We start from the raw sequence: 16,103 nt of genomic DNA on the forward strand, positions 1-16,103 counted from the left end.
CCAGCACCAGAAGGCAGCCTGCAAAGCGGGGCGGATTATGTCGCACCGCGGACGTGGGTGGAAGTGAAGCTGGCGCAAATTTGGCAGGATGTGCTGGGCTTGGCGCAGGTCGGCGTGAAGGAAAACTTCTTCGAGATTGGCGGACATTCGCTGCGGGCGACCACCCTGGCCTCGAAGATTCACAAGGAGCTGAACAAGCCGCTTCCATTACGCAGTATTTTTGAAGCGCCAACGATTGAACAACTGGCAGCGGTTCTGGAAAGTCTGGATCAAGTGGAGTATGCGTCCATTCCGGTGACGGAAGCCTGTGGCTTCTATCCGTTATCCTCGGCGCAAAAACGACTGTATGTGCTGCATCAGTTTGACCCGAATGATGTGAACTACAACATGCCGTCGGTGCTGCAAGTGAGCGGCCCGCTGGATGTGAAACGAGTAGAGGACGTGTTCCGTCAGCTGATCGCCCGCCATGCGACCTTGCGTACCCGCTTTGAACTGGTGGACAGTGAGCCAATGCAATGGATTGAGGACATCGTGCCGTTCGAGGTGGAATATGCAAAGGTACAGGCAGAGGGTGCGACGACCACGGATACGATGGTTAGCAAGGAAGCGCAAGAGCGGGTGCGGCGCTTTGTCCGTCCGTTCAATCTGCAAGCTGCGCCGCTGCTGCGGGTAGGCTTGGTGGACCTGGGCGTACAAGGAGTGGAGCAAGAATCGCAGCATTTGCTCATGCTCGACATGCATCATATCGTTTCGGATGGTGTGTCTATGGAGGTACTGACCGATGAATTTGTCCGCTTGTATGACGGTGAAGAACTGTCGCCATTGCGGATTCAGTACAAGGATTATGCGGCATGGCAGCAAAGCGAAGCCCATCAGGAGTGGATGCAGCGTCAGGAAGCGTACTGGCTCGACACCTTCCGGGGTGAGCTGCCTGTGCTGGATCTGGCAACCGACTTTGCCCGTCCGGCGATGCAGAGTACAGCAGGGAATACGATCGAATTCGGACTGGAGCGTGCAGTTAGCGAACGTCTGAAAGAACTGGCGGCACAAACAGGCTCCACGCTGTATATGGTGCTGCTGGCGGCATACACCGCGCTCTTGCATAAGTACACGGGCCAAGAGGACATCGTAGTTGGAACGCCGATTGCGGGAAGACCGCATGCGGAACTGGAGAGCCTGGTAGGTGTATTCATCAACACGTTGGCGATCCGCAATTATCCGTCTGGCGACAAATCGTTCCTTGATCATCTGCGAGAGGTCAAAGAGCATGCGCTCAGTGCCTATGAGCATCAAGACTATCCTTTTGAAGAGCTGGTTGAGAAGCTGAATTTAACGCGGGATACAAGTCGAAATGCGCTGTTTGACACGATGTTTGAGTTGAAAACATTGGAGCAGCAGGAGTTGCAGCTGGAAGGTCTGACTCTAAATTCGTATCCGATGGAAAATAATACTGCCAAATTTGATTTGACTTTGGATGCAGTGGAGCAGCCGGAAGGTATTCTGTGCAGTCTGGAATACAGCACGGCGCTGTACAAGCCTGAAACCATCGCGCGATTGGCCAAGCATTTTACCGAACTTGTTCGTGCGATTACACTTGATCCGCAGCAGCCACTGGCAGCTTTGGATATGGTAACTGTCGAGGAAAAAGCACAAATCATCTACGGTTTTGGAGATGTGGGGGTATCGGATGTCGCTGCTGTTGAAGCAGGAGCCCTGTTCCATACCTTTGTGGAAGAACAGGCGCAGCTTGTACCGGATCACGTGGCGGTTGTGTATGACGAGCAACAACTTACGTACCGCAAACTGAACGAGCGTGCGAACCAATTGGCTCGTAGATTGCGGAATGAAGGCATTGGACGCGAGTCGATTGTCGGCATCTTGAGCGAACGCTCGGTAGACATGCTGGTCGGCGTACTAGCAGTGTGGAAGTCTGGAGGCGCGTATGTGCCGCTGGATGCAGATTATCCGTCGGAACGTATTCGTTTTATGCTGGAGGACAGTGGTGCTACGGTGCTGCTGACCCAAATAGGCTTGCAGGAGCGTGCGCAGGTATGGCTGGAGGAAAGCCGAGGGGTCTTGACCGGGCGGAAGTCTGAGGGCCAACTGGAAACGGCGGTTAGCGCTGAGACGGTGGAATCAGGTACCCTCCATGGAGACCTGAATTTAACATTAGACTGGCCATCTGACAGTAAAGCAACATCCGAACCAGCAACTGGACTGTGCTTGCAGACAATGCTGGCGTTGGATGATGAGTCACTGTACACCGGAGACACCACGGATATCGAACCTATCAACGAACCGCAGGATCTGGCGTATGTGATCTACACCTCCGGTACAACGGGACGTCCGAAGGGAGTCATGATCGAGCATCACAGCTTGGTGAATACAGCTGCGGCGTATCGCCGGGATTACCGCCTGAACCAGTTCCCGGTACGGTTGCTGCAACTGGCGAGCTTCTCCTTCGACGTATTCGTCGGGGATATCGCACGGGCGCTCTATAACGGCGGAACGATGGTGATTTGTCCGAAAGACGACCGGATTGATCTCAGCCGTCTGTACGACTGGATTCACGATTATCAGGTTACGGTGTTTGAATCGACACCAGCTCTGATCGTACCGTTCATGCAGCATGTGCATGAACAGGGACTGGACATGAGCAGTCTGGAGCTACTCATCACCAGCTCGGATAGCTGCAACGTGGCGGATTACCGAGTGCTGCAAGAGCGGTTTGGCGCAGCTACTCGGATCATTAACAGCTACGGCGTAACGGAAGCGGCGATTGACTCCAGCTTCTACGACGAAGAGCTGTCGAAGCTGCCAAGCAGCGGCAGTGTGCCGATTGGTCAGGCGTGGCTGAATGCACGTTTTTATATCGTGGACAGCCAATTGAATCCAGTACCTATCGGCGTACTGGGCGAGCTATGCATTGGCGGAGCCGGGGTAGCGCGTGGGTACCTGAACCGTGCGGACCTGACGGCCGAGAAATTCGTCGCGAATCCGTATGTGCCGGGTGAACGATTGTACCGCACAGGCGATTTGGCGCGGTGGATGTCGGACGGAAATGTGGACTTTATCGGCCGGATGGACTATCAAGTCAAAATCCGGGGCTACCGGATTGAACTGGGCGAGGTGGAAGCGCAGCTGCTGACCGTGGATGGCATTCAAAAAGCGATGGTCACCGCTTGGGAAAACGAAGACGGCAACAAGGACCTGTGTGCGTATCTCGTAGCCTCAGAGGCACTGAGCTTGCCGGAGCTACGCAAAGCGCTGCAGCCAAAGTTGCCGGGCTATATGATCCCGACGTATGTCGTACAACTGGATCATTTCCCGCTGACACCTAACGGAAAAATCGACCGCAAAGCGTTGCCTGCGCCGGAAGCACGCTTGGGAGGCACGGAGTACGCTGCACCGCGGACATTGCTGGAAGAGCAGCTTGTACGTATCTGGCAAGGTGTACTGAATCATTCGCAGATAGGCATTAAGGATAACTTCTTTGAAGTGGGAGGACATTCTCTGCGTGCTACAACACTGGTGGCGAAAATTCATCAGGAGCTGCATCACAAGCTGGCGCTGCGAGATATTTTCCAATATCCAACGATTGAGCAATTGGTGCAGGTGATGGGTGAACATCAGACACAGCACACGTATGTATCCATACCTGTTGTGGAGGAGCGCGCATATTATCCAGTTTCCTCGGCGCAAAAACGGATGTATGTTTTGAGTCATCTGGAAGGTGGAGAGGTTAGCTACAACATGCCGGAAGCTTTGATTATTGAAGGTTCCCTGGATAAAACGCGACTGGAGCAAGCCTTCCGTCAGCTGATTGCCCGTCATGAAACCCTGCGAACCAGATTCGATATGGTGGATGGCGAGGTTGTTCAACGTATTGAACCAAATGTCGATTTCAACGTGGAGTATGTGCTGGCAAGCGAAGAAGAGACACAGCAGTATGCACTGGACTTTGTACGTGCATTTGATCTCGCGCAAGCACCGTTGCTGCGGGTTCAGTTGGTAGAAAACGGACCGCAACGTCACGTTATGCTCTATGACATGCACCATATTATTTCGGATGGCGTTACTGAGGGAATAATCGTGCAGGAGCTTTCTCAATTGTATGCAGGCAAGGAGCTGCCGCCACTTCGCATTCAGTACAAGGACTATGCCGTTTGGCAGCATGCAGATATGCAAAGTGAACGTCTTCATGAGCAAGAAAGCTATTGGCTGAAAACCATGGCTGGTGAAATTCCGGCGCTGGATATGCCAACAGATTTTGCAAGACCAGCCGTACAGCGTCTGGAAGGAACTCGTTTGGATTTTGCAATCAGCATGGAGGACAGCGAGCAGTTGAAGCAGCTGGCCGCTCAAACCGGATCAACCTTGTACATGGTGTTGCTTGCAGCGTATAGCACACTCTTGCATAAATATTCGGGGCAGGAGGACATTATCGTCGGAACGCCGATTGCCGGAAGACCACATGCGGAGTTGGGGGGCCTGATAGGCGTATTCCTTAACACGCTGGCGATCCGCAATTATCCATCTGGCGACAAAACGTTCCTTGATCATCTGCGAGAGGTCAAAGAGCATGCGCTCAGTGCTTATGAGCATCAAGACTATCCTTTTGAAGAGCTGGTTGAAAAGCTGAATTTGACACGGGATACGAGCCGAAATGCGCTGTTTGACACGATGTTTGAGTTGAAAACATTTGAGCAGCAGGAGTTGGAGCTGGAAGGTCTGACCTTAAAGCCGTATCCGACGGAAAATAATACTGCCAAATTTGATTTGACTCTGGATGCAGTGGAGCAGCCGGAAGGTATTCTGTGCAGTCTGGAATACAGCACGGCGCTGTACAAGCCTGAAACCATCGCGCGATTGGCCAAGCATTTTACCGAACTTGTTCGTGCCATTACACTTCATCCACAGCAGCCACTGGCAGCTTTGGATATGGTAACCGTCGAGGAAAAAGCACAAATCATCTACGGTTTTGGAGATGTGGGGGTATCGGATGTTGCTGCCGTTGAAGCAGGAGCCTTGTTCCATGCCATTGTGGAGGAACAGGCGCAGCTTGTACCGGATCACGTGGCGGTTGTGTACGAGGAGCAACAGCTTACGTACCGCAAATTGAACGAGCGTGCGAACCAATTGGCTCGTAGATTGCGAAATGAAGGCATTGGACGCGAGTCGATTGTCGGCATCTTGAGCGAACGCTCGGTAGACATGCTTGTCGGCGTACTGGCGGTGTGGAAGGCAGGAGGCGCGTATGTGCCGCTGGATGCAGACTATCCGTCAGAACGTATTCGTTTCATGCTGGAGGACAGCGGTGCGACGGTACTATTGACTCAAACAGGCTTGCAGGAGCGTGCGCAGGGATGGTTGGAGGAAAACAAAGCAACATCCGAACCAGCAACAGGACTGCGTCTGCATACCGTACTGGCGTTGGACGATGAGTCGCTGTACACCGGGGATACTGCGGATATCGAGCATATCAACGAGCCGCAGGATCTGGCGTATGTGATCTACACCTCCGGAACTACGGGACGTCCGAAGGGAGTCATGATTGAGCATCGCAGCTTGGTGAATACGGCTGCGGCATATCGCCGGGATTACCGTCTGAACCAATTCCCGGTACGATTGCTGCAACTGGCAAGCTTCTCCTTCGACGTATTCGTCGGGGATATCGCACGGGCGCTCTATAACGGCGGAACGATGGTCATCTGCCCGAAAGACGACCGGATTGATCCGAGCCGTCTGTACGGCTGGATTCGTGACTATCAGGTTACGGTGTTCGAATCGACACCGGCCCTAATCGTACCGTTCATGCAGCATGTGCATGAACACGGACTGGACATGAGCAGTCTGGAGCTACTCATCACCAGCTCGGATAGCTGTAGTGTGACGGATTACCGGGTGCTGCAAGAACGGTTTGGTGCAGACATTCGTATCATTAACAGCTACGGCGTAACAGAAGCGGCGATTGACTCCAGCTTCTACGACGAAGAGCTGTCGAAGCTGCCAAGCAGCGGCAGTGTGCCGATTGGTCAGGCGTGGCTGAATGCACGTTTTTATATCGTGGACAGCCAATTGAATCCGGTACCTATCGGCGTACTGGGCGAGCTATGCATTGGCGGAGCCGGGGTAGCGCGTGGGTATCTGAACCGTGCGGACCTGACGGCCGAGAAATTCGTGGCGAATCCGTACGTGCCGGGTGAACGGCTGTATCGCACGGGTGACCTGGCACGGTGGATGCCGGACGGGAACGTGGACTTTATCGGCCGGATGGACTATCAGGTCAAAATCCGGGGCTACCGGATTGAACTGGGCGAGATCGAAACCGTGATCCAGCGGGTACCGGGTGTGCGTCAAGCGGTCGTGATCGACCGGACAGATGAGCGTGGGCACAAGTATTTGTGCGGCTATATCACGGGAGAAGCGGAGCTGCGGATCGAGGAGGTACAGGTCCAGCTGGAAGCAGGACTGCCAGCGCACATGGTGCCAGCACGCTTAATGCGTCTGGAGACGATACCACTGACGAGCAACGGCAAAATCGACCGCAAGGCCTTGCCAGAGCCAGAAGGAAGTATCCATACAGGTGCAGCCTATGTGGCGCCACGTACAACGGTCGAGCAAGTGCTGGCTTCGGTATGGGCCGGAGTGCTGGGCGTGGAAACGGTAGGCACGCAGGATAACTTCTTCGAGCTGGGCGGCGATTCGATCAAGGCGCTGCAGGTATCATCCCGATTGCTGCAAACAGGCTATCGACTGAACATGAAAGACCTGTTCAGCAATCCAACGGTGTCTGCATTGGCGCTGAAAGTCCAATCTGTGACAAGATTGGCAGATCAGAGCGAAGTGGTGGGCGCTGTGAAGCTGACACCAGTTCAACAATGGTTCTTTGAGCAAAACCTGACGGATGCTCATCATCATAATCAGTCCATCATGTTGCATAGCAAGGACGGTTTTGATGAAAAGGCACTGCGTACAGCGATGGATCAAATGGTTAGCCATCACGACGCGTTGCGTACCATTTTCCGTCCTACCGATCACGGATACGAAGCATGGAACCGTGCGATTGGTGAGGGTAAGCTGTACACGCTGGAACAGACGGACTTCAGCAATGAGACTGAGGTGTCTGCGGCCATCGAGGCCAAGGCGAATGAAATTCAAGCTGGAATTGATTTGAGTGAAGGACCGCTGGTGAAGCTGGGGCTGTTCCATTGCCCAGATGGAGACCATTTGTTGATTGCGATTCATCACTTAGTGGTGGACACTGTATCCTGGCGCATTTTGTTCGAGGATATTACGACAGCCTATGAGCAGGCATTGAACGGACAAGCGACTCGTCTTCCGTACAAAACGGATTCGTTCCGCACCTGGGCTGATGGACAATCTCAATATGCGAACGGTTCAGAAATTGCAGCAGAACTCGCATTCTGGCAAGAAATTGAACAGGGAATGTATGAGCCGCTTCCAAAAGACCAGCCACAGTCCTATTCCTTAAATAGAGACAGCGATATCGTTACTGCCACGTGGACAGCTCAGGAAACGGAGCAGCTGTTAAAACAGGCGCATCGTGCCTACAACACGGATATGAATGATTTGCTGCTTACGGCATTGGGAATGACGATTCATCGCTGGGCTGGCATTGGACGAGTGCTCGTCAACCTGGAAGGTCATGGACGGGAGTCCATTTTGCCAGAGCTGGATATTACTCGCACCGTTGGCTGGTTCACGACTCAATTCCCGGTTGTGCTGGATATGAGCGTGGGGCAAGACCTTTCACAGTGCATCAAACATGTGAAGGAAGGGCTGCGTCGCATTCCGCAAAAGGGTATTGGCTACGGTATTTTGAGATACCTGTCCGCCGCACGTGAGCAAGAGCATTTTGTAACCGAACCTGAAATCAGCTTTAACTATTTAGGACAATTTGATCAAGATATGCAAAATCAATCCATTGACGTATCTCATTACTCCAGCGGTGAAGAGCTTAGCGCACATGCAGCCAGATCGCACACGCTAGATATTAATGGAATGATTTCGGAAGGCGAACTGCAATTGACGATCAGCTACAGCAATCAGGAATATCGCCGAGAAACGATGGAGCAGCTAGCAGAGGAGTTCAGAACCAGCTTGCGGGAAATCATTGCGCATTGTGCAGGCCGGAAGCAGCAGGAGCTAACTCCAAGCGATGTAATGCTTAAAAATGTAACCATGGCCGAGCTGGATCAATTGGTAGAGCGGACTTGTGACATTGGCGAACTGGAAAATGTATATGCGTTAACGCCGATGCAAAAAGGTATGCTGTTCCATAATCTGATGGATGCAAAGTCAGGTGCTTATTTTGAACAAACGACATTTGATTTGCGCGGACGCTTCCAAGCGGATATTTTCCAAGATAGCTTGAATCATTTGGCGCAGCGGCATGAGATTTTTAGAGCTAATTTCTACAGCGGTTGGCAGGATGAGCCGGTGCAGGTCATTTTCCGCCGCAAGGATATAGGTTTCAAATATGAGGATCTGCGTCATTTGGCTGAGCAGGAGCGTGACACGTATGTGAAGGAATTTATTCGCAAAGACAAGGCAGTCGGATTCGATTTGTCCCAGGATGCATTGATGCGCGTGGCGATTTTACGAACAGGTGATGAGGATTATTATTTTGTGTGGAGCTCTCATCACATCTTGATGGATGGCTGGTGTGTGGCGTTGGTAACGGATGAGGTGTTTGAGGCTTATTTTGCAGCCGTCGAGCATAGAGAACCGAAGCTTGCCCCAGTTACTCCATATAGTCAGTATATTGAGTGGCTTGAAGCACAGGATGTAGAGGCTGCATCTTCATACTGGAAGGATTATTTGCTCGACTATGATCAGCAAACTTCGATTCCGACCGGAAAAGTAGGCGTGAAAGCGGACGGTGCGCAATTTGAGCATGTGCTGTGCGATCTGGGCAAGGATTTGACAGGCCGCATTGAAATGGTTGCCAAGCAGCACTACGTGACCACGAATACATTATTGCAAACGGCATGGGGCTTGCTGCTTCAAAAGTACAACGGTAGTGATGACGCTGTTTTTGGCGGTGTAGTGTCTGGTCGTCCGGCTGATATTTCGGGTATCGAAAATATGGTGGGCTTGTTCATTAACACCATTCCAGTACGTATCCGCAGTGGGGCTGAGGATACATTTGCCGACATGATCAGAGCAAATCAGAAGCAGGCGCTGGCTTCTCAAGCTTATGAAACGTATCCGCTATATGAAATTCAAGCCTTAAGCGAGCAAAAGCAAGACTTGATCAACCACATTATCGTGTTCGAAAACTATCCGGTGGAGGAGCAGGTCGAGCAACTTGGCGAAGGTGCAGAATCGGATTTTGAAATTAGCAACGCAGGTATGATTGAACAAACCAACTATGATTTCAATTTGCTCGTCATTCCGCTGGAAGCGATGAAAATCCGATTTGAATACAATGCGAAGCTCTATGATCGTGAAGCCGTTGAACGGACTCAGAGCCATCTGGTGCAGCTGCTGGAGCAAGTGACAGCGAAGCCAGACATTCAAGTGCATGAGTTGGATGTTTTAAGTGAGCAGGAGCGCGAGCAAATTCTGGGCGTATGGGGAGATACAGCCGTCAAGTATCCAAGGGAGCAAACGATCCATGGCTTGTTCGAAACACAAGCAGCGCAGACACCGGAGCAGGCAGCGTTGTTCTTCGAGGGAGAGCAGTTGACCTATCGCGAGCTGAATGAACGCGCGACTCGTCTGGCTCGTACTCTGCGCAATCAAGGCGTGACGAAGGATCGCCTGGTGGGATTGATGACCGAGCGTTCGGTAGACTTGATCGTGGGTATCTTAGGCATTTTGAAAGCCGGGGGTGCATATGTTCCGATTGATCCGACGTATCCAGAGGAGCGTATCCGCTACATGCTGAATGACTCGGGGGCAGAGCTGTTGTTGACGCAAAGCCATCTGCTGGACAAAGCTGCTTTTAATGGCAACGTACTGGTGTTGGATGGGGCACAGGGTGTGTATCACGAGGATGGTTCCAATCTGGAGCCGTTGTCCGGTCCAAACGACCTTGCGTATGTGATTTATACGTCGGGTACGACGGGCCAGCCAAAGGGCGTCATGGTAGAACACCGTAATGTTGTACGTTTGGTGAAAAATACTAACTATGCGCAATTGGATGCCGACACGCGCATTTTGCAGACAGGGGCTATTGTCTTCGACGCATCCACCTTTGAAATTTGGGGTGCGCTATTGAATGGTGGACAGCTGGTGCTGGTAAGTCAGGATGTCATTTTGGACGGGCCCAAGCTTAAGGAAGCTGTTCGCAATCATGGCATTACCACGATGTGGCTGACCGCGCCGCTCTTTAACCAGCTGTCCCAGCAGGATCTCGATCTGTTTGAGGGGGTACGGGAGCTGTTGGTCGGTGGTGATGTGCTGTCTGTACCGCATATTAACCGGGTAATGATAGCCCATCCGAACCTGCAGATTATTAACGGCTACGGCCCGACCGAAAATACGACCTTCTCCACAACACATGCGATTACTGGCGTGCAATCAGGATCGGTACCAATTGGCAGACCGATCCATAACTCGACGGCGTATGTCGTGGACCGTTCGATGCGGCTCCAGCCTATTGGGGTATGGGGAGAACTGATCGTGGGCGGTGACGGGGTGGCACGTGGATACCGGAACCGTCCGGATCTGACGGTCGAAAAGTTCATCGACAGCCCGTTCCGCAGCGGAGAACGCTGCTATCGCACAGGCGACCTAGTACGCTTGAATGTGGACGGGACCCTGGAATATAAGGGACGGATCGACGCACAGGTGAAAATTCGCGGCTACCGGATCGAGCTTGGCGAGGTAGAAACGCAGCTGCTGAAGCTGGAGGCGGTGCGAGAAGCTGTGGTCATCGCACGAGAAGATGAGCAAGGGCAGAAGCAGCTCTGCGCTTATGTGGTCACCGATGAGGAAGTTGTGGCCAGTGAGCTACGCAGCGCTTTAAGCCAGGAGCTGCCAGCCTACATGGTGCCGTCATATTTCATCCACTTGGAGCAGGTGCCGCTGACACCAAACGGTAAAATCGACCGCAAAGCACTACCAGCACCAGAGGTCAGCCTGCAAAGCGGAGCGGATTATGTTGCACCGCGGACGTGGGTGGAAGTGAAGCTGGCGCAAATTTGGCAGGATGTACTGGGCTTGGCACAGGTCGGCGTGAAGGAAAACTTCTTCGAGATTGGCGGGCATTCGCTGCGGGCGACCACCCTGGCCTCGAAGATTCACAAGGAGCTGAATAAGCCGCTTCCACTACGCAGTATTTTTGAAGCACCAACGATTGAACAACTGGCAGCCGTTCTGGAACAGCTGGATCAAGTGAACTATGCGTCCATTCCGGTGACGGAAGCCTGTGCATTCTACCCGTTATCCTCGGCGCAAAAACGACTGTATGTGCTGCATCAGTTCGACCCGAATGATGTGAACTACAACATGCCGTCGGTGCTGCAAGTGAGCGGTCCGCTGGATGTGAAACGAGTAGAAGACGCGTTCCGTCAACTGATCGCCCGCCATGCAACCTTGCGAACCCGCTTTGAACTGGTGGACAGTGAACCGATGCAATGGATTGAGGACATCGTGCCGTTCGAGGTGGAATATGCAAAGGTACAGGCAGAGGGTGCGACTACGGATACGGACATGTTGGTCAGCAAGGAAACGCAAGAACTGGTACGGCGCTTTGTCCGTCCGTTCGTTCTGCAAGCTGCGCCGCTGCTGCGGGTAGGCTTGGTGGACCTGGGCGTACAAGGAGTGGAACAAGAACAACAGCATTTGCTTATGCTCGACATGCACCATATCGTCTCGGATGGTGTGTCCATGGGGGTACTGGCCGATGAATTTGTCCGCTTGTATGGTGGAGAAGCCTTGTCGACATTGCGGATTCAGTACAAGGATTATGCGGTATGGCAGCAAAGCGAAGCCCATCAGGAGTGGATGCAGCGTCAGGAAGCGTACTGGCTCGACACCTTCCGGGGTGAGCTGCCTGTGCTGGATCTACCTACGGATTTTGCCCGTCCAGCGGTACGAAGTACGGCAGGGGATACGGTCGTGTTCGGACTGGAGCATGAAGTTAGCGAACGCCTGAAAGAACTGGCGGCGCACACAGGCTCAACATTGTACATGGTGCTGCTGGCGGCATACACTGCGCTCTTGCATCAATACAGCGGACAAGAGGATATTGTGGTCGGCACGCCGATTGCAGGACGACCGCATGCAGATCTGGAGTCGATCCTTGGGATGTTCGTCGGTACGTTGGCATTGCGAAACTATCCGACGGCGGAGCATACCTTCCGCAGCTACGTGGAAGAAGTGAAAGATCGTGCCCTGCAAGCATACGAACATCAGGACTATCCATTTGAGGAACTGGTGGAAAAGCTGAACGTGAAGCGGGATATGAGCCGCCATCCGCTGTTCGATACGATGTTTACGCTGCAAACCACCGAGGAAAGCGAATTGCAGCTGGCAGACCTAAGCTTCCGTCCATACGGCTTGGAACAAACGCCAGTCAAGTTTGATTTGATGCTGGAAGCCAGAGAGGAAGAGGTAGGCATCCAGTTTGGATTGCAGTATGCAACCGCGTTGTATCAACGGGAAACCGTAGAACGGATGACACGTCACTTCATTCGTTTGGCCGAAGCCGTGGCAGCGAACCCGGATGCGAAGTTGGGTGAGCTGGAGCTGATTACAGCGGAAGAAACCGAGCGGATTCTGAAGGTGTTCAATGACCCGAACGCGCATAGCGTGCGTGGAACAGCACAAGGTCGCTCGCTCAGCGAACGATTTGAAGAGCAAGCGAAGCGCAGACCTGATCGGGTAGCGGTCGTGTCTGGGGACACGGCGCTGACCTACGTCGAGCTGAACGAGCGTGCGAACCGATTGGCCCGTGTGTTACGAGCGGAAGGGGTCGATGCAGATCAACCGGTAGGCGTATTACTGGAACGTTCTGCCGATATCCTGGTGAGCATTCTAGGGGTACTTAAGGCCGGAGGTGCGTATGTGCCGATGGATACCATGTATCCACAGGAACGTATCGACTACATGCTCCAAGACAGCGGGGCAAAGGTCGTGATTACAAGCAGAGTCGCCAATCTCACACTCAGCTTGCCATCCACAGTTCGAGCAGTAGTTCTTGACGATGAGAACGTTCAAGCTCAACTGGGAGCACAGGATGCAAGCAACCTAATCCCTGTGGCCCGCCCGCATAACCTGGCCTATATGATTTACACGTCAGGCACAACCGGTCAGCCGAAAGGTGTCATGATCGAGCAGGGCAGTGTCAGCAATCTGGTAGATGCTTTATTTGAGCGAGTATATAGCCGTTATGAACAGCCGCTTCAAGTCGCATGGCTGTCGGCATTTGTATTTGACGCTTCGGTGAAGCAAATCTTTGCTAGCTTGTTGTTAGGCCACACCTTGCATGTGGTATCCCGTGACGTCAGCCTGAGTGGGGAGCATTTGATCGCCTACTACCGAACGCACCGAATTGATTTGTCGGACGGCACACCTGCGCATCTGCATATTTTGAACGAAAGCGTCAACGTGACGGAAGCGCCGGATGTAAAGCATTACCTGATCGGTGGCGAAGCATTGTCTGTGCAACTGGTCAATGTGTTCCTGCATAAGTGGTTCGGGTATCGTCCCGTAATTACTAACGTGTATGGTCCGACCGAAACAACAGTAGATGCGACCGCTTATACAATTGAAGATGTGGAATCCCTGAACGTGCTGCTGGAAAAAGGAGAGCACACGGTATCCATAGGAACGCCGATAGCGAACCAGTCTGTGTACATCCTGAACAGCCAGCAGCAGCTGGTGCCGATCGGTATCGCAGGTGAGCTCTATATTGGAGGTGCAGGTGTAGGACGAGGATACCTGAACCTGCCGGAACTGACGGCAGAGAAGTTCATACCTAATCCGTTTGCCTCAGCTTCAGTGGAAGCTGAACAAGCTCCAGATGCCCACATCCACCGGATGTATCGGACGGGCGACCTGGCACGATGGCTGCCAGATGGAAGCATCGAGTATTTAGGCCGGATCGACCACCAGGTGAAAATCAGGGGGTACCGGATCGAGCTGGGCGAGGTGGAAGCACAGCTGCTGACCGTAGACGGCATTCAGAAAGCCGTGGTCACGGCATGGGAAAGCGAAGACGGACATAAGGACCTGTGTGCCTATATTGTAGCCACGGCACCGCTGAGTCTGCCGGAGCTGCGCAATGCGCTGCAGCCGAAGCTGCCGGATTACATGATCCCGACATATGTTGTACAACTGGATCGTTTCCAGCTGACCCCAAGCGGAAAAATTGACCGCAAGGCGTTGCCTGCGCCGGAAACGCGCCTCGAAGGTGGCATGGAGTATGTTGCGCCGCGGACACCGCTGGAAGTCAAGCTTGCTCAAATCTGGCAGGATGTATTGAAGCTGTCCAGCGTAGGAGTCACCGACTCATTCTTCGACATGGGTGGACACTCCCTGCGAGCAACAACGCTGGTGGCCAAAATCCATCAGGAACTGGACAGCCGGATTACACTGCGTGAGGTGTTCCAGCACATTACGATTGAGCAGCAAGCCCAGCTCATAGCTACGCACGGCACAGACACCTATACGGTGATCCCTGCGGCGGCGAAACAGGCCTACTACCCGGTTTCCTCGGCTCAAAAACGTCTGTACATTTTGAGCCATCTGGAAGGTGGGGATGTCAGCTACAACATGCCGGATGTGCTAACGGTGGAAGGACCGCTTCAGGCAGATCGACTGGAGGAAGCATTCCGTCAGTTAATAGCCCGCCATGAAACGTTGCGGACTTCCTTTGAAATGGTGGAAGGCGAGGTTGTTCAGCGGGTTTACGATCAGGTTGAGTTTGCAGTAGAGCGCCTGCAGGTTAGTGAATCTGAAGCCGAAGCGTATATCGAATCCTTTGTACGCAGCTTTGATCTTCGGCAGGCACCACTGCTGCGTGTCCAGATCATTCAAACCGGACCAGAGCGCCATTTCCTGATGTACGACATGCACCATATTATTTCAGACGGTGTATCGTCTAACAATATCGTGCAGGAGCTGGTACAGCTGTACGAGGAGCAGGAATTGGAGCCGCTGCCGATTCAATACAAGGACTATGCCGTGTGGCAGCAGCAGGAAATGCAGCGTGAGTCATACCAACGCCGGGAACACTTCTGGCTGGAGCATTTAGCCGGAGAATTACCGGTACTGGATTTGCCGATTGCTTATCCAAGACCTGCTGTTCGCAGCTTCGAGGGTGTGCTGTATGAATTTACAGTTGACCCGAATGTATCCGAACAACTGCACCGAATGGCGGCACAGACCGGAAGTACGTTGTACATGGTGCTATTGAGCGCCTACACCGTTCTGCTGTCCAAATACAGCGGTCAGGACGATTTGATCATCGGTACTCCGGTAGCAGGCCGCTTGTTGCCTGAGTTGGAGCCACTGATCGGAATGTTCGTCAATACGCTAGCCATCCGGCATCAGCCGAAGGGCAACCAAACGTTCCACAACTACTTGCTGGAAGCCAGAGATCGTACGCTGCAAGCCTTCGAGCATCAGGATTATCCACTGGAAGAGTTAGTGGAAAAGCTGGATGTAGCACGGGATACAAGCCGTAACCCATTGTTTGACACCATGTTTGCACTGGAAAATACGGAGTCGCAAGAAGCGAAGCTTGAGACCCTGTCCTTCAGTCCGTATGTTCGGGAGCATCGCATCTCCAAATTTGATTTGACCTTGTCCATGAGCGATGAAGACGGGGTGATCAAGGGTTCCTTTGAATATTGCACGAAGCTGTTTGGTGCAGACGCGATTGAACGATTAACGGAAGATTTGATAGCGATTCTGTCACAGGTTGGGGCAAACCCGAATTTGCTGTTAAGCGAAATTCAGGTAACCTCCACCGACGAGAAGCCGGAAGGCTTTTCACCGGATTCCATCGACTTTGTTTTCTAAATCATTTTCTAAAATGCAATGATTTCACTTTGCTGTGCAGAGGGCGGCGGCTTGTCCGACTGCCCTTGCCTGCAAAGTATTATTTTTCCGACACAACGCTC

General features: G+C 52.8%; 1 protein-coding gene. It reads left to right on the forward strand.

What is annotated here, in order from left to right; translation table 11 throughout:
- On the forward strand, positions 1 to 16,002 hold a 16,002-nt coding region (locus tag ACIFO6_RS08525), incomplete at its 5' end, for a non-ribosomal peptide synthase/polyketide synthase (RefSeq protein WP_430039959.1).
- Positions 16,003 to 16,103: the final 101 nt, after the last annotated feature.

Source organism: Paenibacillus sp. NRS-1781 (genome assembly GCF_050467745.1).
Classification (GTDB): domain Bacteria; phylum Bacillota; class Bacilli; order Paenibacillales; family Paenibacillaceae; genus Paenibacillus; species Paenibacillus terrae_A.